We start from the raw sequence: 21,688 nt of genomic DNA, 5'->3' as shown, positions 1-21,688 counted from the left end.
CGGCTCAGGTGAGGCGGTAGGACGGGCCGGGCGTCACCTCGGCCGGCAGCGGCTCGTGGTTCAGTTCGAGCAGCGTGCGCTCGATCTGCCGCGTCATCGCATCGAGCGCGAGATGGTTCGGCCCGTCGCCGAATGGCTCGGCGATCGCATGGGCGATTGCGTCGAGCGCGATCAGCGTATAGGCGACGAAAACTGTTACAAAAGGTGTCGCCGCGCCGATCGAATCGACGAGCCCGAACGGCAATAACACGCAATACGCGTAGATCGTCCGGTGCAGCAGCACGTCGTAAGAAAACGGAATCGGCGTCGATGCGATGCGCTCGCAGCCGCTCACCGTCGACACGAGATCGTCGAGGCGCGCGTCGAGCATCCAGAGCCGCGTATCGGCGAGACGCCCGGCGTCGGCGCGCGCGGCCAATGCTTCGCGCAGTTCATGAACGATGACGACCGGGCGAAACCGGGCCGCGACGATGCGCGTATGGGTCCCGTCGTCGAGCAGCGCGCGCAGGTCAGCCGCCGGATCGGTGCCGCGCAGCTGATGCTTCAGCGTATGGACGAACGCGATGACCTTGCGCACGAACGCCTGCCGCGCGGCGGCGTCGGCGTCGATCGCGCCGTAGCAGAGTGCTTGCGACACCAGCGTGCGCGTGGCGGTCAGCACGCCGCCCCACAGCTGCCGGCCCTCGCGGTAGCGCTCGTAGCTCGCGTTGTTGCGAAACCCCGCGAAGATCGCGAGCGTCAGGCCGATCAGCGTGAACGGCGTCGGGTTCAGCGGCACCTTCTCGCCGAGCACGCGGCCGCCGCCCCATACCGCGACGACGCTGATCGCGAGCGTCAGCACGAGCTGCGGGAGGATGGTCGGCAGCACCGAACCGTTCCAGACGAGCAGCATCCGCAGCCAGTGCTCGCGCGGTCGAACGATCATCGCGGCGCTCCGTCAGGCGGCAGCCGACGCCCGCGCGGCCGCGCGATGCAGCAGGACCGGCACCGACTTCGACGTCGGCGTGTTGCAACCGTCGCCGACGCTGTCGAGCGGCACCAGCGGGTTCGTTTCCGGGTAGTACGCGCCGATGCAGCCGCGCGGGATGTCGTATTCGACGAGCAGGAAGCCGTTGGCGCGCCGCTCGATGCCGTCGTGCCACACGGTTTCCATGTCGACCCATTCGCCGGCCTTCAGGCCGAGCATCGCGAGATCGTCGCGGTTGACGAACACCACGCGGCGCTGGCCGAACACGCCGCGATAGCGGTCGTCGAGCCCGTAGACGGTCGTGTTGTACTGGTCGTGCGAGCGCGTCGTCATCAGCGTCATCAGGCGCTCGCCGTGCAGCGCGCGGGCGCGCTGGATCGGCGTATCGGTCGGCAGCGCGTGCGCGATGAAGTTCGCCTTGCCCGTCGGCGTCAGCCATTCGCGATCGCGCGACGCGACGCGCAGGTGGAAGCCACCCGGCCGCGCGATGCGCGCGTTGTAGTCGTAGAAGTCGTCGAGCGTTGTCTCGATCGCGTCGCGGATCTTCGCGTAGTCGTCCTTGTACGCGAGCCAGTCGATCTTGCCGCTGCCGAACAGCGCATGGCCCATGTGCGCGACGATCGCCGGCTCCGACATCAGGTTCGCGGAAGCCGGCTTGTTCATCCCGTACGACACGTGGACCATGCTCATCGAGTCCTCGACCGTCACGCCTTGCGGCACGTTGTCCTGCAGGTCGATCTCGGTGCGGCCGAGCGTCGGCAGGATCAGCGCGTCGCGGCCGTGGACCAGGTGGCTGCGGTTCAGCTTCGTCGTGATGTGCACGGAGAGCGCGCAGCGGCGCAGGCCTTCCCACGTGCGCGGCGTGTCGGGCGTCGCCATCGCGAAGTTGCCGCCGAGGCCGATCAGCACCTTCACGCGGCCTTCGAGCATGCCTTCGATCGTCTCGACGACGTCGTAACCGTGATGGCGCGGCGGCTCGAAGTCGAACACGTGGCCGAGCCGGTCGAGGAACGCCGGCGACGGCTTTTCCTCGATGCCGACCGTGCGGTTGCCCTGCACGTTCGAGTGACCGCGGACCGGACACAGGCCGGCGCCGGGGCGGCCGATGTTGCCGCGCATCAGCATCAGGTTCGTCAGCATCTGCACGGTCGCGACCGAATGCTTGTGCTGCGTGATGCCCATCCCCCACGTCGCGATCACGCGCTCGCTGCGTGCATAGCGTTGCGCGAGCGCGTCGATCTGCTCGTACGGCACGCCGCTTTCGGCCGTCAGCGCCGGCCAGCTTTCGTTGCGCAGATCGTCGGCGAACGCGTCGAAGCCGGCCGTGTGTTCGTCGATGAACGCGGTGTCGAGCACGCGCGGCGCGCCGGCGGCGCGCGCGGCGTCGTCGAGTTCGAGCACGCGCTTGGCCATCCCCTTGATCAGCGCGAAATCGCCGCCGATCGTCGGCTGGATGAACGTCGACGCGATCGCGGTGCCGGACATCGTCAGCATCTCGAGCGGGCTTTGCGGATCGGCGAAGCGCTCGAGCCCGCGTTCCTTCAGCGGGTTGATCGACACGATCGTCGCGCCGCGCTTCGCGCATTCGCGCAGCTCGCCCATCATCCGCGGATGGTTGGTCGCCGGGTTCTGGCCGAAGATCAGCAGCATGTCCGCGTGCTCGAAATCGTCGAGCGTGACGGTGCCCTTGCCGACGCCGACCGACGCCGGCAGCCCGCGGCTCGTCGCCTCGTGGCACATGTTCGAGCAGTCGGGGAAGTTGTTCGTGCCATACCGCCGCACCAGCAACTGGTACAGGAACGCCGCCTCGTTGCTCGCGCGGCCCGATGTATAGAACGCGGCCTGATTCGGATCCGGCAGCGCACGCAGGTGGCGCGCGATCAGCTCGAACGCGTCGTCCCACGCGATCGGCACGTAGCGGTCGGTGCGGGCGTCGTACACCATCGGGTCGGTCAGGCGGCCGTGCTGTTCGAGCTCGAAATCCGTCTGTTCGAGCAGCTCGGTGACCGTGTGCGCGGCGAAGAATTCGGGCGTCACGCGCTTGCTCGTCGCTTCGGCGGCCACGGCCTTCACGCCGTTTTCGCAGAATTCGAACGTCGACGCATGCTGGCGGTCGGGCCACGCGCAGCCCGGGCAGTCGAAGCCGTCCGGCTGGTTCTGGCGCAGCAGCGTGCGGTAGTTGCCGCCCGTGACCTTTTCCTTGATCAGGTTGATCGCGACGGCTTTCAGCGCGCCCCAGCCAGCGGCCGGGTGGTGATACGGTTCGATGCGCGCGGCGGCGGATTTCTTTTTCATGATGCGGGTGTTCAGGGGCGATGTAGCGAGAGTACGCGCGGCGCCAGGGCTGCTGTGTGTACACCTGCCAACTTCAAAAAAGAGTACAGTTTCGGCCATTCAGGCGGTGCGGACCGCAACTGTGTTGTCGAAGGGAAGTTGAAAGGGAGGCGCGTGAAGCGTTACGAACAACTGGCCGACGATCTGCACGCGCAGATCGAGCGCGGCGTATACCGGCCGGGCGAGCGGATTCCGTCGGTGCGGCAGGCGAGCCGGCAGCAGCAGCTCAGCGTGACGACCGTGCTGCGCGCGTATCTCGTGCTGGAGAGCCGCGGCCTGATCGAGAGCCGGCCGCAGTCCGGTTATTTCGTGCGGGCGCGGGTCACCGAGCCGGCCGAGGCCGAGCTGCACACGTCGGCGCCGGCGGCCGAGCCGTCGGCGGTGGACGTGAGCCGGCTCGTGCTGTCGACGCTGCGCTCGATCGCGCGTGACGATGCGGTGCCGCTCGGCTCGCCGTATCCCGATGCGTCGCAGTTTCCGGTGCAGCGTCTTGCGCGCTATGCGCAGGCGATCGGGCGGCGGCGCACGCGCTGGGGCGTGATCGACGACCTGCCGCCCGGCAACCAGGAACTGATCCGCCAGATCGCGCGGCGCTACGCGGAGCGCGGGATCGCGATCGAGCCCGGCGAGATCGTGATGACGATCGGCGCGACCGAGGCGATCAACCTGTGCCTGCAGGCCGTCGCGCGGCCGGGCGACACGATCGTCGTCGAGTCGCCGACGTTCTACGCGATGCTACACGCGATCGAGCGGATGGGCATGCGCGCGCTGGAGGTGGCGACGCATCCGGGCGACGGCATTGATCTCGACGCGCTCGAACGGATCCTCGAGCGCGAGCGCATCGCCGCGTGCATGGTGATGCCGAATTTCCAGAATCCGCTCGGCTTTCAGATGCCCGATGCGCGCAAGCGCGCGCTCGTCGAACTGCTCGCGAAGCACGGCGTGCCCGCGATCGAGAACGACGTCTATCACGAGCTGCATTTCGGCGACACGACGCCGAGCGCGCTGAAGTCGTACGACCGCGACGGGCTCGTGCTGCATTGCGCGTCGTTCACGAAGAGCCTGTCGCCGCGCTACCGGATCGGCTGGGCGATGCCGGGCCGCTACCGCGACCAGGTCGAGAAGCTGAAATTCCTGAACACGCTCGCGACGCCCGCGATCGAGCAGCTCGCGATCGCCGAATACCTGAAGCACGACGGCTACGATTTCCACCTGCGGCGGATGCGCAAGCAGTATGCGCAGCAGGCGAGCCTGATGAGCGCGATGGTGCGGCGCTTCTTCCCGGCGGGCACGCGGCTGTCGCAGCCGCAGGGCGGGTACGTGCTGTGGGTCGAGTTGCCGCCGCAGGTCGACGCGATGAAGCTGTATGCGCTCGCGCTCGGGCAGGGCATCACGATCGGGCCCGGCCACATGTTCTCGGCGAGCGCTGATTACCGGCATTTCATCCGGCTCAACTACAGCTATCCGTGGTCGCGGCAGATCGAGGATGCGCTGAAGGTGCTGGGGCGGCTCGCGTCCGAGTGCGCGGGGCGGTGAACGGCGCACCGGCCATCCGGCGCATGTCGAAGCCCGACGGGTGCTGGTACACGCGCAGCCCGAATTCCGGCAGCACCGCGATCAGGTGATCGAACAGGTCGGCCTGGATCGTCTCGTAGTCGACCCAGCTCGTCGTGTCGGTGAAGCAGTACAGTTCGAGCGGAATGCCTTCGGCGGTCAGCGGCAGCTGGCGCGCCATGCACGTCATGTCGCGGCGGATTCGTGGATGGCCCTTCAGGTAGTTCGCGACGTACGCGCGGAACGTGCCGAGGTTCGTCAGCTGGCGGCGGTTCGCCGGGCATTCGCCCGCCGTGCCGAGCGTGCCGTTCCATTGCGCGATCGCGTCGACCTTGTCTTCCAGGTAGTCCTTCAGCAGCGTCAGGCGTTCGAGCCGCGCGATCTCGTCGTTGTCGAGAAAGCGGACGCTCGTCGCGTCGATGAACAGCGCGCGCTTGATGCGGCGTCCGCCCGCTTCGGTCATCCCGCGCCAGTTCTGGTAGCTCTCGGTGATCAGCTTCCACGTGGGCACCGTGATGATCGTGTGATCGAAGTTCGCGACCTTCACCGTATTCAGCGTGATGTCGATGACGGTGCCGTCCGCGCCGGCCGACGGCATCGTGATCCAGTCGCCGATCCGCAGCATGTCGTTCGACGACAACTGCACGCCGGCGACGAGGCCGAGCAGCGTGTCCTTGAAGATCAGCATCAGCACCGCCGACATCGCGCCGATGCCCGACAGCAGCAGGCCGATCTGCTTGCCGGTCGCGTCGCCGATCACGACGAGCGCGGCCGTGATGAACATCACGAGCTTGACGAGCTGCATCGCGCCTTTCAGCGACAGGCGCGGCTGGTCGCGATGGCTCGTGCGATGCGTGTGTTCGAGCGCGGACAGCGTCGCGCTGATCGTCATCGACACCAGCAATACGATCAGCGCGAACAGCACCTTGTCGGCGGCCTGCGCAGCCCCGGCCGGGATACCGGGCACTGCCGCGAGCCCGAGCTTGATCACGACGAACGGCACGATGCGGTTCAGCCACTTGAATGCGCCGAACTCGAACAGCGCGTCGTCGATGCGCGTGGCCGACAGCCGCGCGATGCGCGCGACCACGCGGAACAGCAGGAAATGGACGGCGGCCGTGATCGCGCCGGCGCCGGCGAGCAGGATGAGGAGGCCGACGAGCGGCGCAAACCAGGATTCGTTCAGGGTCATAAGGGCAGGCAGGGTCCTTCTCGTGCGTTGAATCTGCGCCGCGATGCGGCGCGCGCCCGACGAAGGGCACATGAAAGGGACCGTGATTGTGCCATCGGGTTTCGGGCGGGTGCCGGGAATGCATGAGGTGCTCGCGTCGATGGATATCCCGCGGGTGCTTGGTTATGCACACATCGCCGGCATGCCGGCCGTGACGGGCCTCTATACGGTGTTCCTCGCGCTGATCGCGTGCGCGTGCTGCGGCGCGTCATGCACCTTCCCGACACTGCATCAGACGCTGTAAGCATCAGGCACGACGCCGGCACAGCAGATGCCGCGCGTCGTGTACCGGCAGGCCGCGTCTTCAGCGCGAACCGGCCCGCGCGCCCCCCATCGGTCGTGCGCCCGCGCCGCTCGACCATCGCGGCAGCCGCAGCGTCGTCACGAAGCTCGCCGCATGCAGCGCGCAAAGCAGGCCGAACGCCCACGCGTAGGCGACTCCATGCGTGCCGCCCGTCGACACGGATTCGGCCTGCAGCCGCCATGCGAGAAACAGCGTGCAGATCGTCATGAACGTCGGGCCGCCGAGGCGCTGGACGATATTGAGCGACGTCGTCGCCATCGGCAGGTTGCGCCGTTCGACCGACGCATACGCGGCGGACATCGACGGGATGCCGATCGCGCTCTGGCCCATCCCGCGCAGGAACAGCGCGGGCACCAGCACGTACGGATCGTAGCCGGCCAGCGCGAGATACGTGATCGGCAGCGTCGCGACGAGCGCGAGCATCGCGCCGGCGGCGGCCAGCCGGCGCACGCCGAACCGGCTCGTCAGCGCGCCCATCAATGGATACGTGACGAGCATGCCGAGCCCGAGCGGGGCCAGCAGCCAGCCCATCTCGCCGGGCGAGCGGCCGCATGCCTGGATCAGGAACACCGGAATCAGCATCTGCCCCGCGTAGATCGCGCCGTTCGACAGGAACTGCGTGGCGGCGGCCGCCCCGAACACACGCGCGCGAAACAGCGCGACGTCGATCAGCGCATGCTCGCCTTTGCGTCGCTCGACGCGCAGGAACGCCGCGAGCAGCAGCACCGAACCCGCGATTGCCGCGATACCCGGCACGGCGTCGATCCGCTCCGCGCCATACAGGAACAGCACGAGCGCCGGCGACAGCAGCGCGAGACCGACCCAGTCGAGCTCGCGCCGCTGCGTTTCCTCGCGATCGCCGGGCAGGAACCACACGGCCAGCGCCAGCGCCAGTGCGCCGACCGGCAAGTTCACGAGAAAGAGCCAGCGCCACGACGCGTGCTGCAGGATCGCACCGGCGACGACCGGGCCGAGGATCGGCGCGATCAGCACGGGCACCGCCGCATAACCGATCACGCGTGCCATCTGCTGGCCGGCCACGCGCGCGATCATCATCTGCGCCATCGGCGCGAGCAGCCCGCCGCTGACGCCCTGCAGCACGCGGAATGCGATCAGCGACGGCGCGGACCACGCGAGCCCGCACAGCGCCGACGTCAGCGTGAACGCGGAGAAACACCACAGGTACAGCGCTTTCGCACCGATGCGGTCGACCAGCCAGCCGTTCAGCGGCAACACCAGCGTGAGCGCGAGCAGGTAGCCGCTCGTCACCCACTGGATCGTCGACAGGCTCGCGTGCAGGTCGGTCGCGAGGCTCGACAGCGAGACGTTGACGATCGTCGCGTCGAGCTGCGACAGCAGCCCGCCGAGCGTGGCGACCGCGCTGACTTTCCAGATCGCCGGATCGAACCGGCCAGCCGCATGGCCCGGCGCCGGCCGGGCGCGCGTGCCGTTCATGCGCCGCGCCGGTCGAGCAGCGCGAGGATGTCTTGCGTCGAACCCGTCTCGCCGAGACGCGGGAACACCCGTTCGATGCTGTTCGTGTGCGCGTGCGCGTCGAGGTCTGTCATCGCGTCGACCGCCAGCGTCACGTTGTAGCCAAGTTCGTGCGCCTGACGTGCCGTCGACTCGACGCCGATGCTGGTCGCGACGCCGGTCAGCACGATCTGCGTGACGCCGGCTGCTTTCAGGTACGCGTCGAGATCGGTGGCGGTGAACGCGCCCCAGGTCTTCTTCGTCACGACGTGGTCACCCGGCTGGCGGTTCAATTCGGGTACGAGGTCGGCCCAGTCGGCAGGCGGCGCATCACGACGCGCCTGCTGCTGCCTGCGGCCCGGCGCGCTGCCGTCGACGTTGACGAGTACGACCGGCAGGCCGTGCTCGCGGAATGCGTCGAGCAGTTCGCGGGTGCGCTCGATCACTGGCGCGACCGGGTGGGACGTGGGCAGCGCGACGATGCCTTTTTGCAGGTCGATGACGACGAGCGCCGTGTTCGTGTCGAGACGGGTTGTGCTCATGGTGCGGGTGCTCCGTGAATGGGGCAAAGGAACGCGTGCGCGGGGATGCGGCGCCGCACGCAGGCGGAGGTCATTGCTCGCCGATGCGCCGGATCAGCGGAATCGCGGCGGCGAGCGTACGGATCTCGTCAGGGTCGAGCTTCTCGATCGCGGCGCCGAGCCACTTGTGCTTCGCGGTGTCGCGCTTGCGTCGTGCTTCGCGGCCGGCCGCGGTCAGCAGGAACAGGATCTGGCGGCCGTCGGTCGGGTGCGGCTCGCGTTCGACCAGCCCGTCCTCCTCGAGGCTCGCGAGAATCGCCTTCATCGACTGCGGCTTCATCGCCTCCGCGCGCGCGAGGTCGGCGGTCGTCATCGGGCCCTGTCGTTCGAGCCGCGCGAGTGCGCTCGTCTGCGACATGCCGAGCCCTTCGGAGTCGATCTCGGAGCGCAGCCGGCGAATCAACTGGCCGACCGCGAGGGTCAGGTTGGCGGCGACGGTGTCGGCGGAAACGCCGGGTGTGCGTGGTGGTGTCATGTGGCGGAGCATAGAATACGACAGCTAAACTTGCAAGTTTACCTGTCGAATTGAGTGTGAGTTCGGGATGCGCGGTGCGTGGGCGCGATCGGGCGGGGGAACGACGGGCGTTGGCGCGGCAGCGGCCGGTCGGCGGAACAACAGGGTGAGCGGTACGGCCCGGTACTACGCGCGGCGCGGCGATGGAACCGGAACCGGCACGACGTCGTGGTACTTCGGCGAAGCATTTTCGTGCAGCAGGTCGCCGAGATATTGCGCGAGTTCGTCCGCGGCGAGCGCGGACGGAATCTGCAGATTGGCCGGCCGCCGCTTGCCTTCCGCGCCGAGATCGAACACGGTCCAGCGGCCATTCGAGCGCACGACGGCGAGCAGGCGCCCGAACGCGTTGAAACGGTATTCGTCCTGCATGGCACCGCTCCTTTGAAGGTACGCGCCGGCCGCGCGCGTCGTGCTTACTGGATCGAGCAGCTCAGCCAGCGATGGATCTTCAGCGCATCGCTCGACACGCCAGCGCGTGTCGGTGCGCCGAGCAGCACGATCGTTTCGCGGCGGCCCTTCACGCGCATGCGCATCACGACGCCGTGCCCCGATTCGTTGATGAAGCCGGTTTTCTGCAGCCGGATCGGCAGGCGGCCGTTGCGGACGAGCGGATCGGAGTTCACGTACAGCAGCTCGCCGTCGCCGGCCTGCACGGTGGTCGACGTGTCCGTCGAGAAGTAGCGTATCAGCGGATCCTGCGCGGCCGCGCCGACGAGCCGCGCGAGATCCTCGGCGGTGGACACGTTGTGCGGCGACAACCCGGTCGGTTCGCGGAAATGCGTATCGCGCATCCCGAGCCGGCGCGCCTCACGATTCATCGCCTTCACGAACGCGGCACGGCCGCCCGGATAGTCGCGGCTCAGCGCGGCAGCCGCACGATTTTCCGACGACATCAGCGCGATATGGAACATCTGGCGGCGCGACAGTTCGGCGCCGATCGGCAGCCGCGAACCGGTGAACTTGATCGTGTCGCGGTCGCGTGAAGTGACGCGCAGCACGCCGTTCAGCGGCCGGTCCGCGTCGCGCGCGACCACGGCCGTCATCAGCTTCGAGATCGACGCGATCGGCCGCACGGTGCGTGCGTTGCGGGCCAGTAGCGGCGTGCCGGAATCGACGTCGAGCACGTAGGCCGCGCGTGAGTGCAGCGTGCGCACCGCGCGCGGGCTGTAGCCGCAGCTCGCGAGCAGACGCGGCTTCGCGGCGGGGCGCGGACGAACCGCGTTCGTGCGTTTCGCGCGCCGGTGCTGCGGCGCGGGCGCGGCGTGACGCTTGACCGAGTGATGCTTGACGCGCGGGCGGCGGTGCTTGACGGCCTTGTTCTTGCGGTGGGCGGGGGCCTTCTTGACGACTTTCGCCTGCGCATGCGGCGCCGCGGTGCGATGCGGCTGCGCGCGCTGCGCGGACGCGTTCGTTGCGAACGCCAGTGTCAGGAACGCGATGGCGAGGATCAGGGTGGTCCGGGCGCGAGGCAGGCGCGCGATGAGGCCGGTCAAGCGAAAGTCTCCTTTTCACGCGCGTTGCGGCGGCGCGAAATGCATGGGCGGTGAGCGGGTGCGTGAAATTATAAGGCGCGATCGCGAGGCGATGACGATCGATGTGCGCGCAACGATGCATGATGCGGGTGGATTCGTGCTGTTTTTTTGCGGATGGCGCGACATGCGCGTCCGGCGGAATGCGCGCGACGAGCAGGCTCAGCGCGGCCAGTTCCGGCGCGACACGACCGCGAAGCTGATCGCGATCGAACCCGTGACGGCGCGCGGCGGCGCGTCGTCCAGCGCATCACCGAAGCGAAAGCGGCGGCTGCGTCCGTCGACACGTTCGGCACGACGCTCGGGCGCCGGCACATCGGCCTCGACACGGCTTTGGTCGGCGGCCACCGTGTCGCACGAGATATCGGTCAGGCACTCGGCCGCATGATCAACGGGCATGACAGTGAATTCCAGGAAGGGCATGTCCGTATTGAACGTCACCGCGTTCGATCAGTAAAATGAATGTTTCGATCGATATGATTCCTTTAAAGAATGGAATTGAAACTGCTGCGCACCTTCCTGACGGTCACCGAACTCAGCCATTTCAGCCGCGCGGCCGACGCGCTGCACATGAGCCAGCCGGCGCTGAGCAAGCAGATCGGCGCGCTCGAGGCGAGCCTCGGCGGCAAGCTGTTCGAGCGTGGACGGCACGGCGCGGAACTGACGCCGTTCGGCGAACGCTTCCTGCCCGATGCGCAGGCGCTCGTGCGCGATGCCGACGAGATCCTGGCGCGTGCACGGGAGGCGACCAGCGGACAACGCGGGCATTTGCGGCTCGGCATCTGCCTGTCCGTGCTGACGCTCGTGCCGAAACTCGTCGCGGAATTCCGTCGGCGCAATCCGGGTATCGCGGTCACGCTGAGCGATCTGTCGTCGTCCGAGCAAACACGCCGGCTGCGCGCCGGCAAGCTCGACGCCGGCTTCCTGCGTCTGCCGTCCGATGAAGGGCTGTCGTCGTTCAAGGTGATCGACGAGGCGCTCGCGCTCGCGGTGCCGCCGCATCTCGGTTTCAAGCGCGTGCCGGCCGATCTCGACGTGCTCAACGAGATCGGCTTCATCGCGCTGCAGCGCGCACGCGGCCCCGGGCTCGCCGCGCAGATCGACCGGTGGTGCGTCGAGCGGCGCTTCGTGCCGCAGGTCACGCAGCAGGCGGAGGACGTGCAATCGGTGCTCACGTCGGTCGCGGCCGGGGTGGGCGTCGCGTTCATTCCGTCGGGCGCGCAGTACCTGCTGCGCGACGCGACCGTCCTGCCGCTCGACGGCAGGGACGCCAAATGGCGCGTCGGGCTCGCATGGCTGTCCGATCGCGACGATCCGGTGACCACGCGTTTCGTGTCGTTCATGCGCGCGGCGATCAAGGGTGCGTAACGGCGGCGTATAGTGCTCGCGATGGCATCCTTCCTGAATTCCGGCCCGGCGCCGGCTCACGAATCCGAACCGATGACTTCAGCATCCGACGACGCCCCGCTCGATCCCGCACTCGTTGCGACGCTCGCGACGCTGCACGAAGCCGCGACCGATCCGTCCGGCAAGACCTGGTCGCTGCCGAAGATCGCGAAGCGCACGCAATTGCCGATGAGCGCGCTGCGTCGCGTGCTGACGCAACTCGACGCCGCCGGCCTGAGCGCGACGGCGCTGAGCGACGACGGCACCGGCAGTGCCGCATTGACCGAAGAGGGGCGCGCCGTGTGTGCGCAACTGTTCGGCGCGAACGACGCCGAATGAGAAAACGGACCGCCCGAAGGCGGTCCGTCGCATGACCGTTCGACATGCGGCATCGGCCGCATCACCGCGATATCACCACCGCACCGTCAACCGGCGCCGCGTTATCAGAACCACTGCTTGTAGCGACGCACATAGATTGTCTTGACGATCTGCGCGAGCAGGATGTAGCCGACCATCGTCGCCGCGAGCCACAGCCAGTAGGTACCCGGCAGGTGCATGAAGCCGAGCGAATCGGCGAACGGCGAGAACGGCAGCCAGCAGCCGATGGCGATCGCGGTGAAGGTCGACAGCAGCACCGGCAGTGCGGCCGTGCTCTGCAGGAACGGGATCTTCTGCGTGCGCAGCAGATGCACGACGAGCGTCTGCGACACGAGGCTCTCGATGAACCAGCCCGAGTTCATCACGACCTGGCCGCCCGTGCCGCCGTGCAGGTGATACATCGCGCCCGCGCCGAACACGGTCCACATCAGGATGTACGTCGTGATGTCGAACACCGACGACGTCGGCCCGACCCACAGCATGAAGCGGCTGATGTTGCCGGCTTCCCACTTGCGCGGCTTCTTCAGGAACTCCGGATCCATCCGGTCCCACGGCAGCAGCATCTGCGACGTGTCGTAGATCAGGTTCAGCACCAGCAGCTGGGTCGCGAGCATCGGCTCCCACGGCAGGAACGCGCTGGCGACGAGCACCGAAAACACGTTGCCGAAGTTCGAGCTGGCGGTCATGTTCAGGTACTTCAGGATGTTGCCGAACGTCTCGCGGCCCTTGATCACGCCTTCCTCGAGCACCATCAGGCTCTTTTCGAGCAGGATGATGTCGGCGGTTTCCTTCGCGATGTCGGCGCCGCTGTCGACCGAGATGCCGACGTCGGCGTCGCGCAGAGCGGGCGCGTCGTTGATGCCGTCGCCAAGGAAGCCGACCGTGTGACCGTTCGCCTGCAGTGCCTTCACGATGCGCGCCTTCTGCAGCGGCGTGAGCTTCGCGAACACCGTCGTGCGTTCGACGACCTGCGCGAGCGTCGCGTCGTCGAGCGCCTCGATTTCGGCGCCGAGCACCGGCTTGCCCGGCTGGAGGCCGACCTGGCGGCAGACCTTCATCGTGACGGTCGGGTTGTCGCCCGTCAGCACCTTCACCGACACGCCGTTCTCGCGCAGCGCGGCGAGCGCCGGCGCGGCCGATTCCTTCGGCGGATCGAGGAAGGTCAGGAAGCCGCGCACGACGAGGTCACGCTCGTCGGCGGTGCGGTACTGCTCGCGTTCGTCGCCGCGCGCAATCATGCGCGTCGCGAGCACCAGCACGCGAAAGCCGTCCTCGTTGTACGCGTTCGCCTGCTCGAGCAGCCGCTTGCGCGCGACGAAATCGAGCGGGCGCACGCCGTCCTCGTCCTGTACATGGGTCGACACCGCCAGCATTTCCTCGACCGCGCCCTTGCAGATCAGCAGGTGCGTGCCGTGCGTGTCCTCGACGACGACCGACAGGCGACGGCGCACGAAATCGAACGGCAGCTCGTCGATCTTCTTGTAGCCTTGCGGCTTCACGCGCTCGCCGATCTCGTCGGCGCGCGCGACCACGGCGATGTCGATCAGGTTCTTCTGGCCGCTCTGATGGAAGCTGTTCAGCCAGCCGAGCCGCAGGATGTCCTCGTTCTTGTGGCCGGACAGGTCGAGATGGTGTTCGAGAATGATCTTGTCCTGTGTGAGCGTGCCGGTCTTGTCGGTGCACAGCACGTCCATCGCGCCGAAGTTCTGCACGGAGTTCAGCCGCTTCACGACGACCTTGCGGCGCGCCATCGCGATCGCGCCGCGCGCGAGGTTCGCGCTGACGATCATCGGCAGCATCTCGGGCGTGAGGCCGACGGCCACCGCGAGCGCGAACGTAAGCGCGCTCAGCCAGTCGCCCTTGGTCAGGCCGTTGATCATGAACACGATCGGCACCATCACGAACATGAACTTGATCAGCAGCCAGCTCACGCTTGCGACGCCGCGATCGAAGCTCGTCTCGATGCGCTTGTGGCTCACGACGTTGCGCGCGAGCGAACCGAAGTAGGTGTCCTCGCCGGTCGCGACGACGACGGCCGTCGCGGTGCCGCTGACCACGTTGGTGCCCATGAAGCACACGTTCTCGAGATCGAGCAGCGACGTCGACGCGTCGTTCGCCGCGCCCGGCGCGCCGGCCGTACCCGTGTTCGCCGACTTGCCGGCGACCGCGCCCAGCGTGTCGTACTTCTCGACCGGCAGCGCTTCGCCGGTCAGCACGGCCTGGCTGATGAACAGGTCGCGCGACGCGAGCAGGCGCACGTCGGCGGGAATCATGTCGCCGGCCGACAGATGCACGATGTCGCCGACCACCACTTCGCGCATCGGCACCTCGCGGCGCGTCGGCTCGGATGTGTCGGTCATCGCGCGCTGCACGGTCGCCGTCGTGCGAACCATCGCCTTGAGCTTTTCGGCCGCACGCAGTGAACGGAATTCCTGCACGAAGCGCAGCAGCGCGCTGATCGTGACCATCGTCAGCAGGATCGTCATGCCGACGTAGTCGCGCTCGCCCGGCTCCGCGAAGTAGACGTCGGTGCAGAAGCTGATCGCGGCCAGCACGAGCAGCACATAGACGAACGGATTGTGGAACGCGTGCAGCAGCTGGCGGGTCCAGTGCGGCGGCTTGTCGTGCGCGATTTCGTTCGGACCGTTGTGCTGAAGGCGATCGGCGGCCTGGTCGTAGGTCAGGCCGCGCGTGCTGGTGCGCAGCGACTTGAAGGTTTCTTCGAGCGGGCGGGCCGCTTCCTGCGCGGCGCGCATGATGCGCGGTTCGTTCTGCTGACCGGGGCCGGCGTGGATGAAGCCGCGCTGTTTCTTTTGCGTGGGTTTGCGTTGTGTCATGAGTCGCTCCTTGCGCACGAGGCGGCGGGCGGGGAGCGACCGTGACGTTATCGACGCACGAGCGCTCCCCGCCGCGTCGCGTCAGGCGCGATCGGGTGTGGATCGGTGAAGGGGGGAACGCTCGCCGGCGCGCGGAGTGTTGCGGTCGGAGGATCGATGCGCAGCGGCGCACCGGCGAGCGATAATCGGCTACTGTCGTCCGGGTTCATCTGCACTCCTGTCGGTTGCGGGTAGCGGGCACGTGCGATCGGCAGCCGCGCACGCACGAAGGCGCGCGGCGCAACGGCACGCGAACGGAACACGCGCGCAGCTCGCGCGGCGCGCAGCACGAACACACGCGCGGCAGCGCACCGTGGCGCAGCGCGGGCATTCGGCGATATCGAAAAAATTCGGCGGGGGATTCTGGCCGGTAATCAGGCCGGAAGGACGCCGCATCCTGCTTCCCGGGATGCGGCAGAAGACGAGGCTCTGCGCGGTTTCCTCAGGCAGCAGTCAAGTTGGTCGAGGACCAACTACAACTCGCATCGGTGTTCACAGAACACTCCATGTAATCAGACGGGGCGATGGTAATGGGTCGTCGTGCGAAGCGTCAACCTTTTTTCCGCCCTTTATTTTCAGGCAATGCTTGCAGAACGTTAGCGCGACGAGATCGGCTTCGCGCATGAAAAAACCGCGCGCATGGCTGCCATGCGCGCGGTTGCGTCGACGCAGCGTGCGGCTTACTGCATGGCAGCTGTGACGGCGGCGCCTGCATCGGCGATGCCGGCGCCCGCCGGCAGCGCGGTGCACGACGTGCTGGCCGGCAGCATCGCCGCACGCGCACCGCCTTGCAGCTTCTGCTGGATCTGCGCGGGCGTGAGATTGCCGTTCACCGACAACATCAGCCCGACGATGCCCGATACCTGCGGCGTCGCGAGACTCGTGCCGCTCGCGGTGCCGTACGTATCCGCGCCCGGCGTCGTGGTGCCGCCGTTGGCCGTCGACAGGATGCTGACGCCTGGTGCGCTCAGCGCGACGTCGGAACCGAAATTGCTGAACGATGCGCGGCGGCCGGTCGCGTCCGTCGCGCCGACGCTGATCACGCCGCGGCAGTTCGCGGGCTGGTCGAACGCGGTCGACAGGCCGTCATTGCCGGCGGCGACGATGACGGTCACGCCCTTCGCGTTCACGTCGTCGATTGCCTGCTGGAACGTCGCGCTGCACGCGCCGACACCGCCCAGGCTCAGGTTGATGACCTTCGCGGGATTCGGGTTGGCCGCCACGCCGGCGACCGGAATGCCGGCCGCCCAGCGCATCGCGTCGGCGATGTCGCTCGTCTTGCCGCCGCACTTGCCGAGCACGCGCACCGGCAGGATCCGGCCGAGCCACGACACGCCGGCGACGCCGATACCGTTGTTGGCGTTCGCGCCGATCACGCCCATCACGCGGGTGCCGTGCCAACTGCTGGTGCTCGGCTCGCTTGCGCAGTGATAGTACGGGCCGCTGGCGTCGTCGAGTTCCTGTTGCGTGACCCAGTCACCCGGATCGGTCGCATCGGTGCCGCGCGCCTGGCCGTTGTTGCTCGTGTTGACGTTCGAGATGAAGTTGTAGCCGGGCAGCAGGTTGCCGACGAGGTCGGGGTGCGGCCGGTAGCCGGTGTCGAGCACGGCCGTGACGACCGTCGGCGAACCCTTGGTCCGCGTCCAGGCGGGCGGGGTGTTGATGCCGACGCTCGCATCGGACAGATACCACTGCTGGCTGTACGCGGGGTCGCTCGGCGTGTCGCGGATCTGCATCGGGTGATCCGGTTCCGCGTAGTCGACGTCGCCGTCGGCCGCGAATGCCTGCGCGAGCGCCGCCGCGTCGCCGGACGCGATACGCTGGCCGATCGACAGCACGGCCGCGCCATCCGACAGCGTCCGCTCGACCTGCACGTTCAGCGATGCCTGCGACGCCGTCACGGCGGCATACGCACGTGCGGCGCTGGTCGCCGTCGGCGCCGACCAGCGCGTGAGCGAGCGCTGGATCACCGCGTCGAGCCGCGTGCCGGTGTCGAGGGCCGCCATCGCACGCGTGGCCGTCAGCGTCTTCAGCTTGACGATCAGGTGATCGACCGGCGGCTCGGCCTGCGCGGTGGTCTGGGCGGCCATCTGCGCGGCGGCCTGCTGCGTCGTGCACGCGTTGCCGCCGCTGGTGGCGGGCGGGGTCGTCGGGGGCGCGGGGGTCGGCGTTGGGGCGGGCGACGGCGCGGGGGCCGGGGCTGCATTGGAGGAAGACGGATTGCTGCCGTCGCCGCCACCGCCGCCGCAGCCGGCGAGCGGAAGCAGGGCCGCGGCGGAGAGCATGCCGGCAAGCATGCGCGCGTGAGCGGAGCGGGCCAGCGCGAAATCGAAACGTGTGGCTCTCATGGTGAAGCGATCCTCGTAGATAACCGTCGTGCTGGCGGTCGTGCCTGGTCCGGAGGAACACCGGACGATGTCGTTTTTGTCTGACGTATGCCGCGAGGTTGCTGCGACGCGCCATGCACTGGGTAACGGCTGCCGCGCGCGCTTCTTGAGTCGTTGTAGGAGAAAAAATCTGATTACCGCAAACGATTGCGATGTTGCGGCGCAGCACGATTGCGGGTCGGATGCCCGTGATACGGCGGGCAGGACGTGACCCAGTGCCGCCGACTGGGCGCGACCCGGCAGCTACGCGCGTTTGCGCGCCACGGCAAATGGGGCTGCCGCCGGCGGGCTCCTTGCGCTTTCCCTGATGCGACGCGAATTTTGTCGGGCGTACGATCGCGATTCGATCAACGTTTCGTCAGGAGAAAAGCATGGATCGCCGCTTCCGTTGGCTGGCCGTCGCGCTGACCTGCGCACTGGCGGGCACCGCGCACGCGCAGGCGCTCACCGGCACGCTGAAGAAGATCAAGGACACCGGCATCGTGTCGCTGGGTATCCGCGAATCGTCGGTGCCGTTCTCGTATTCGGACAACCAGCAGAAGAACATCGGCTACTCGCGCGACATCGCGGCGCGCATCATCGACGCGCTGAAGGTGGAACTGAAGGCGCCGAACCTGACGGTGAAGGAAATCCCGATCACGTCGCAGAACCGGATTCCGCTGCTGCAGAACGGCACGATCGACTTCGAGTGCGGGTCGACGACCAACACGCTGGAGCGGCAGAAGCAGGCCGCGTTCTCGAACAGCATCTTCTTGTATGGGATCCGCTTCAGCACGCGCAAGGATTCGGGCGTGAAGGACTTCACGGATCTGGCCGGCAAGACGGTCGCGACGACGGCCGGCACGTCGGACGAGCGCCTGCTGCGCAAGCTCAACGAGGAGAAGGGGATGAACATGACGATCATCAGCGCGAAGGACCACGCCGAAGCGTTCATGAACGTCACGACGGGGCGCGCGGTCGCGTTCGTGATGGACGAGCCGCTGCTGTACGGCGAGATCGCGAAGGACCGCAATCCGGGCGCGTACACGGTGGCGGGCACGCCGCTCGTCCACGAAAACTACGCATGCATGATGCGAAAGGACGATCCTGCATTCAAGCACGTGGTCGACGGCGTGATCGCGAAGCTGCAGACTTCCGGCGCGGCCGAGAAGCTCTACGACCAGTGGTTCATGCAGCCGATTCCGCCGAAAGGCGTGAGCCTCAACTATCCGCTGTCGCCGGAGATGAAGCAGCTGTTCAGGAATCCGACGGATCAGGCGCAGTACTGAGCGGGGCGTCGAGTTGGCGTGCGGGCCGACACATAGCCTTCTCGGGCCTGCACGATTGAATCTATCCGGCTGGGGGCCGGCGTCGCGGCACGCATCCTGCGTCCGTAAATGTGGTCCGCGCGCATCGCGCCCGATGCTGAAACCCGCCTTCTGATCCTTCACCACACGCGTTGCGCGCGTCGTCCAGTACTTCGAAGGGCCTCGATCCGGGGCCGTCTCCACCCCTCTTTTCCCTCCTTACCCCAACGCATGCTCGTGCCGAAGCGTGGTGCGCGTGTGCGTGCCGGCTCGCGTCCGTTGATGTCGTCTGCCGCGTAAACCCGAATACAGATTTCAATTTGAACTGGTCAGAATCGGCCGAAATTGTTCAACAATTTTCGGCGGAAAATCCTGGAAAGCCGCATACGGCGGCCCGCGGGAGGCGTTGCGATGTTTCAGCGCGGGAGCCGAATAACCCAGGAGCTTCGCCATGTCCGCTCGTTTCCCGCTTCGACATTTCCTTCGCGGTGCGCTCGTGCCGCTCGCGTTCGCGTTCGCGTGCTCGCTCGCGGCCGCGGCTCCGCTGCAGACGGTGCGGCCCGGCACCTTGCTGGTGGGCTCCGACCTCACGTATCCGCCTTACGCTTACCTGGAGGCCGGCAAGCCCGCCGGCTTCGACGCGGAGTTCTCGCGGCTGCTCGCACGTCACCTCAAGCTGGAGCCGGTATTTCTCGATACGCGGTTTCCGGACCTGATCCTCGGAATGAAGGCGCGCCGCTTCGACGTCGTCGCATCCGCGCTGTACGTGACGCCCGATCGCGTGAAGCAGGTCGATTTCGTGCCGTACCTGAAGACGGGCGCCTCGCTGCTCGTCGCGAAGGGCAGCGCGTTCCTGCCGAAGACGCCGCGGGACTTGTGCGGCAAGCGGGTTGGCTCGATCAAGGGTGCGTCGTGGACGCCGAAGCTGCGTGCGGTGTCGCAGGACACGTGCAAGGCGGCCGGGCGCGGCGAGATCGCGATCCTCGAGTTTCCGACGTCGCCGGAAGCGACGTCGGCGCTGATGTCGAAGGCGGTCGATGTCCAGATCGAGGACGCGGCCGTCGCGCAGGGGATTCCGAAACAGACGAACGGACGTGTCGACATCAGTTCGACGACGCTGTTGTATCCGATCGTCATCGGCCTCGGCATGACGAAGGGCGATAGCGGCCTGCAGGGTGCGCTCGAGCGCGCATTGAACGATGCCAAGCGCAGCGGCGAGTACGGCAGCCTCGTGAAGAGATACGGGTTGCAGGAGCCGACGGCCGCGGACGTCGCCAATGCGCTCGGCACTGCGAAGTAGGCACGTAGCAAGCATGTAGCACGCACGTCCCGACCACCGCGCGCGCCGCGCGGCCGCATCTCCATCCGCGCTTGAGGAGTCATCGATGCAGTTCGATTGGCATTATGCGTTTCAGCTCTTGTGGGACAAGGATTTCTGGCGCGCCTGCGTCGTGGTCGTCGAACTGAGCGTCGTCGCATGGCTGCTCGGCGTATTGCTCGGCTTTCCGGTGGCGCTCGCGAGACAGTCGCACCGGCCGCTGCTGAAGCGGGCGGCAGCCGTCTACATCTGGTTCTTCCGCAGCCTGCCGCTGCTTGTGCTGCTGGTCTTCATCTACAACCTGCCGCAAGTCTTTCCCGCAACCAGCGCGGTGCTGTCCGATCCGTTCACGGCCGGCCTGATCGCGATGGTGCTGAGCGAGACCGCGTATTTCGCGGAAATCCATCGCGGCGGGATCCTGTCGGTGCCGCGCGGGCAGCTCGAGGCCGGCCGCGCGCTGGGTATCCGCTTCGCCGGCATCCAGCGGATGATCGTGATGCCGCAGGCGATCCGCATCGCGCTGCCCGCGCTCGCGAACGAGTTCATCACGATCGTGAAGCTCACGTCGCTGGTGTCGGTGATTTCGCTGGCCGAGATTCTGCTCGTCGGGCAGCGGCTGTACACGCAGAATTTCCTGGTGTTCGAAACGATGCTGGCCGTGGCGTTCTACTACGTGTTGATCGTGACCGTGTTCAGCCGGCTGCTCGGCTATCTCGAGCGGCATCTCGACGTCAGTCGGCGCACGCCCGTCCAGGCCGACGAGATCGATCTTGCGTTGCCGCCGCCGGTGCCGGCCGTCGCGCCGAGGCAGCGAGCGAACGCCGAATTCGCGCTTCGCCTGAAAGGCGTGCAGCAGCGCTACGGCCGCCACGAAGTGTTGAAGGACATTCATCTCGACGTCGTACCGGGGCAGGTGGTGTCGATCATTGGCCCGTCCGGCTCCGGCAAGACGTCGCTGATCCGCACCATCAACGGGCTCGCACCGGTGAACGCGGGCGAGATCGACCTGTACGGCGAGCCGTTCATCCGCGCGTCGGGTTCGCATCCGCCGCGCGTGTCGCATGAGCGCATCCTCGATATCGGCATGGTGTTCCAGAGCTTCAACCTGTTTCCGCACCGCACCGCGCTGCAGAACGTGATGATGGCGCCGTGCTATCACCGGCAGGCCGATGCGGCGGCGATCCGGCTGCAGGCGCTGTCGCTGCTGTCGAAGGTCGGGATGCTCGAACATGCGAACAAGTATCCGCACCAGCTTTCCGGCGGCCAGCAGCAGCGTGTCGCCATCGCGCGCGCGCTCGCGACGCGGCCGTCGATCATGCTGTTCGACGAGCCGACGTCGGCGCTCGATCCCGAGCTCGTCGGCGAAGTGTTGAAGGTCGTCGAGACGCTGGCGAAGGAAGGGATGACGATGATCATCGTGACCCATGAAATGAACTTCGCGTTCAAGGTATCCGACCGGATCGTGTTCATGGAGCGCGGGCGCATCCTGTACGACGTGCCGCCGGAGCGGATTCGCGGCAGCGGCGACGCGCGCGTGAAGGATTTTCTCAAACACGTTCATATCGCATGA

The 21,688-nt window shown here is 67.2% G+C and carries 18 protein-coding genes and 1 pseudogene; 7 read left to right on the top strand and 12 right to left on the bottom strand.

Annotated elements, in window-relative coordinates; all coding sequences use genetic code 11:
* Window positions 1-4: 4 nt before the first annotated feature.
* A complete protein-coding gene (locus SB786_RS26775; protein ID WP_410730106.1) occupies window positions 5-925 on the bottom strand; it encodes a bestrophin family protein in 921 nt (306 codons plus the stop codon).
* A gap of 12 nt (window positions 926-937) precedes the next feature.
* Window positions 938-3,262: an FdhF/YdeP family oxidoreductase gene (locus SB786_RS26770; RefSeq protein ID WP_410730105.1), complete on the bottom strand. Its 2,325-nt coding sequence runs from the start codon at window positions 3,260-3,262 to the stop codon at window positions 938-940.
* Between the two features lie 153 nt (window positions 3,263-3,415).
* Between SB786_RS26770 and SB786_RS26765 the strand changes: the two genes are divergently transcribed.
* On the top strand, window positions 3,416-4,837 hold the full coding sequence (locus SB786_RS26765; protein ID WP_410730104.1) for a PLP-dependent aminotransferase family protein: 1,422 nt from the start codon (window positions 3,416-3,418) through the stop codon (window positions 4,835-4,837).
* On the opposite strand, the gene SB786_RS26760 is transcribed toward SB786_RS26765, so the two are convergent.
* Entirely contained in the window at window positions 4,752-6,047 is a 1,296-nt protein-coding gene (locus tag SB786_RS26760) for a mechanosensitive ion channel family protein (RefSeq protein ID WP_410730103.1), read from the bottom strand. The genes SB786_RS26765 and SB786_RS26760 overlap by 86 nt on opposite strands.
* Window positions 6,048-6,177: 130 nt before the next feature.
* Here SB786_RS26760 and SB786_RS26755 point away from each other — a divergent pair.
* A pseudogene (locus SB786_RS26755) lies at window positions 6,178-6,297 on the top strand (SulP family inorganic anion transporter); the annotation flags it as partial.
* 93 nt (window positions 6,298-6,390) lie between these two features.
* On the opposite strand, the gene SB786_RS26750 reads toward SB786_RS26755, so the two are convergent.
* The 6 genes from SB786_RS26750 to SB786_RS26725 all read right to left on the bottom strand — a co-directional run bounded on the left by SB786_RS26750 (window position 6,391) and on the right by SB786_RS26725 (window position 10,886).
* Window positions 6,391-7,845 carry a DHA2 family efflux MFS transporter permease subunit gene (locus SB786_RS26750; protein ID WP_410730102.1) on the bottom strand — a complete coding sequence of 485 codons (1,455 nt, stop codon included), beginning with the start codon at window positions 7,843-7,845 and terminating at the stop codon, window positions 6,391-6,393.
* Window positions 7,842-8,405, bottom strand: a complete 564-nt coding sequence (locus SB786_RS26745; RefSeq protein ID WP_410730101.1) for a cysteine hydrolase — start codon at window positions 8,403-8,405, stop codon at window positions 7,842-7,844. Before SB786_RS26745 ends, SB786_RS26750 begins: the two co-directional genes overlap by 4 nt.
* 70 nt (window positions 8,406-8,475) lie before the next feature.
* Window positions 8,476-8,931, bottom strand: coding sequence for a MarR family winged helix-turn-helix transcriptional regulator (locus tag SB786_RS26740; RefSeq protein WP_410730100.1), 456 nt, complete (start codon window positions 8,929-8,931; stop codon window positions 8,476-8,478).
* A gap of 153 nt (window positions 8,932-9,084) precedes the next feature.
* The gene (locus SB786_RS26735; RefSeq protein ID WP_228907895.1) at window positions 9,085-9,327 is read right to left on the bottom strand and encodes a hypothetical protein; all 243 of its coding nucleotides are present in this window, start codon (window positions 9,325-9,327) and stop codon (window positions 9,085-9,087) included.
* Between the two features lie 44 nt (window positions 9,328-9,371).
* Window positions 9,372-10,451: a serine hydrolase gene (locus tag SB786_RS26730; RefSeq protein ID WP_410730099.1), complete on the bottom strand. Its 1,080-nt coding sequence runs from the start codon at window positions 10,449-10,451 to the stop codon at window positions 9,372-9,374.
* Window positions 10,452-10,649: 198 nt separating this feature from the next.
* Window positions 10,650-10,886 (bottom strand): hypothetical protein, encoded by a 237-nt coding sequence (locus SB786_RS26725; RefSeq protein ID WP_410730098.1) that lies wholly within the window; start codon window positions 10,884-10,886, stop codon window positions 10,650-10,652.
* A 93-nt stretch (window positions 10,887-10,979) separates the two neighbouring features.
* Between SB786_RS26725 and SB786_RS26720 the strand changes: the two genes are divergently transcribed.
* Window positions 10,980-11,855 (top strand): LysR family transcriptional regulator, encoded by an 876-nt coding sequence (locus SB786_RS26720; protein WP_006752353.1) that lies wholly within the window; start codon window positions 10,980-10,982, stop codon window positions 11,853-11,855.
* A gap of 72 nt (window positions 11,856-11,927) precedes the next feature.
* On the top strand, window positions 11,928-12,212 hold the full coding sequence (locus SB786_RS26715) for a transcriptional regulator (RefSeq protein WP_410730097.1): 285 nt from the start codon (window positions 11,928-11,930) through the stop codon (window positions 12,210-12,212).
* Window positions 12,213-12,316: 104 nt separating this feature from the next.
* Here SB786_RS26715 and mgtA read toward each other — a convergent pair whose 3' ends face one another.
* Window positions 12,317-15,088, bottom strand: a complete 2,772-nt coding sequence (gene mgtA / locus SB786_RS26710; RefSeq protein WP_410730096.1) for a magnesium-translocating P-type ATPase — start codon at window positions 15,086-15,088, stop codon at window positions 12,317-12,319.
* Between the two features lie 719 nt (window positions 15,089-15,807).
* Window positions 15,808-17,475 carry a S8 family peptidase gene (locus SB786_RS26705; RefSeq protein ID WP_410730095.1) on the bottom strand — a complete coding sequence of 556 codons (1,668 nt, stop codon included), beginning with the start codon at window positions 17,473-17,475 and terminating at the stop codon, window positions 15,808-15,810.
* A 410-nt stretch (window positions 17,476-17,885) separates the two neighbouring features.
* Here SB786_RS26705 and SB786_RS26700 point away from each other — a divergent pair, with 410 nt between their 5' ends.
* The gene (locus SB786_RS26700; RefSeq protein ID WP_105787823.1) at window positions 17,886-18,782 is read left to right on the top strand and encodes a glutamate/aspartate ABC transporter substrate-binding protein; all 897 of its coding nucleotides are present in this window, start codon (window positions 17,886-17,888) and stop codon (window positions 18,780-18,782) included.
* Between the two features lie 333 nt (window positions 18,783-19,115).
* Here SB786_RS26700 and SB786_RS26695 read toward each other — a convergent pair whose 3' ends face one another.
* Window positions 19,116-19,253: a hypothetical protein gene (locus SB786_RS26695; RefSeq protein ID WP_410730094.1), complete on the bottom strand. Its 138-nt coding sequence runs from the start codon at window positions 19,251-19,253 to the stop codon at window positions 19,116-19,118.
* Here SB786_RS26695 and SB786_RS26690 point away from each other — a divergent pair.
* Both SB786_RS26690 and SB786_RS26685 read left to right on the top strand, forming a co-directional pair.
* Window positions 19,252-20,100 (top strand): ABC transporter substrate-binding protein, encoded by an 849-nt coding sequence (locus SB786_RS26690; protein ID WP_410730093.1) that lies wholly within the window; start codon window positions 19,252-19,254, stop codon window positions 20,098-20,100. The genes SB786_RS26695 and SB786_RS26690 overlap by 2 nt on opposite strands.
* An 85-nt stretch (window positions 20,101-20,185) precedes the next feature.
* Window positions 20,186-21,688, top strand: coding sequence for an amino acid ABC transporter permease/ATP-binding protein (locus SB786_RS26685; RefSeq protein WP_410730092.1), 1,503 nt, complete (start codon window positions 20,186-20,188; stop codon window positions 21,686-21,688).

Source organism: Burkholderia sp. SIMBA_062, assembly GCF_046534765.1.
In the GTDB taxonomy this organism is placed as follows: Bacteria; Pseudomonadota; Gammaproteobacteria; order Burkholderiales; family Burkholderiaceae; genus Burkholderia; species Burkholderia ambifaria.
This window is presented reverse-complemented; position numbering and strand designations above follow the sequence as displayed.

What these genes read in the sequence shown, in the direction of transcription:
- SB786_RS26775 (WP_410730106.1), bottom strand. Translation starts at nt 925, where the DNA reads ATGATCGTTCGACCGCGCGAGCACTGGCTGCGGATGCTGCTCGTCTGG.
- SB786_RS26770 (WP_410730105.1), bottom strand. Translation starts at nt 3,262, where the DNA reads ATGAAAAAGAAATCCGCCGCCGCGCGCATCGAACCGTATCACCACCCG.
- SB786_RS26760 (WP_410730103.1), bottom strand. Translation starts at nt 6,047, where the DNA reads ATGACCCTGAACGAATCCTGGTTTGCGCCGCTCGTCGGCCTCCTCATC.
- SB786_RS26750 (WP_410730102.1), bottom strand. Translation starts at nt 7,845, where the DNA reads ATGAACGGCACGCGCGCCCGGCCGGCGCCGGGCCATGCGGCTGGCCGG.
- SB786_RS26745 (WP_410730101.1), bottom strand. Translation starts at nt 8,405, where the DNA reads ATGAGCACAACCCGTCTCGACACGAACACGGCGCTCGTCGTCATCGAC.
- SB786_RS26740 (WP_410730100.1), bottom strand. Translation starts at nt 8,931, where the DNA reads ATGCTCCGCCACATGACACCACCACGCACACCCGGCGTTTCCGCCGAC.
- SB786_RS26735 (WP_228907895.1), bottom strand. Translation starts at nt 9,327, where the DNA reads ATGCAGGACGAATACCGTTTCAACGCGTTCGGGCGCCTGCTCGCCGTC.
- SB786_RS26725 (WP_410730098.1), bottom strand. Translation starts at nt 10,886, where the DNA reads ATGCCCGTTGATCATGCGGCCGAGTGCCTGACCGATATCTCGTGCGAC.
- SB786_RS26720 (WP_006752353.1), top strand. Translation starts at nt 10,980, where the DNA reads ATGGAATTGAAACTGCTGCGCACCTTCCTGACGGTCACCGAACTCAGC.
- SB786_RS26715 (WP_410730097.1), top strand. Translation starts at nt 11,928, where the DNA reads ATGACTTCAGCATCCGACGACGCCCCGCTCGATCCCGCACTCGTTGCG.
- mgtA (WP_410730096.1), bottom strand. Translation starts at nt 15,088, where the DNA reads ATGACACAACGCAAACCCACGCAAAAGAAACAGCGCGGCTTCATCCAC.
- SB786_RS26705 (WP_410730095.1), bottom strand. Translation starts at nt 17,475, where the DNA reads ATGAGAGCCACACGTTTCGATTTCGCGCTGGCCCGCTCCGCTCACGCG.
- SB786_RS26700 (WP_105787823.1), top strand. Translation starts at nt 17,886, where the DNA reads ATGGATCGCCGCTTCCGTTGGCTGGCCGTCGCGCTGACCTGCGCACTG.
- SB786_RS26690 (WP_410730093.1), top strand. Translation starts at nt 19,252, where the DNA reads ATGTCCGCTCGTTTCCCGCTTCGACATTTCCTTCGCGGTGCGCTCGTG.
- SB786_RS26695 (WP_410730094.1), bottom strand. Translation starts at nt 19,253, where the DNA reads ATGGCGAAGCTCCTGGGTTATTCGGCTCCCGCGCTGAAACATCGCAAC.
- SB786_RS26685 (WP_410730092.1), top strand. Translation starts at nt 20,186, where the DNA reads ATGCAGTTCGATTGGCATTATGCGTTTCAGCTCTTGTGGGACAAGGAT.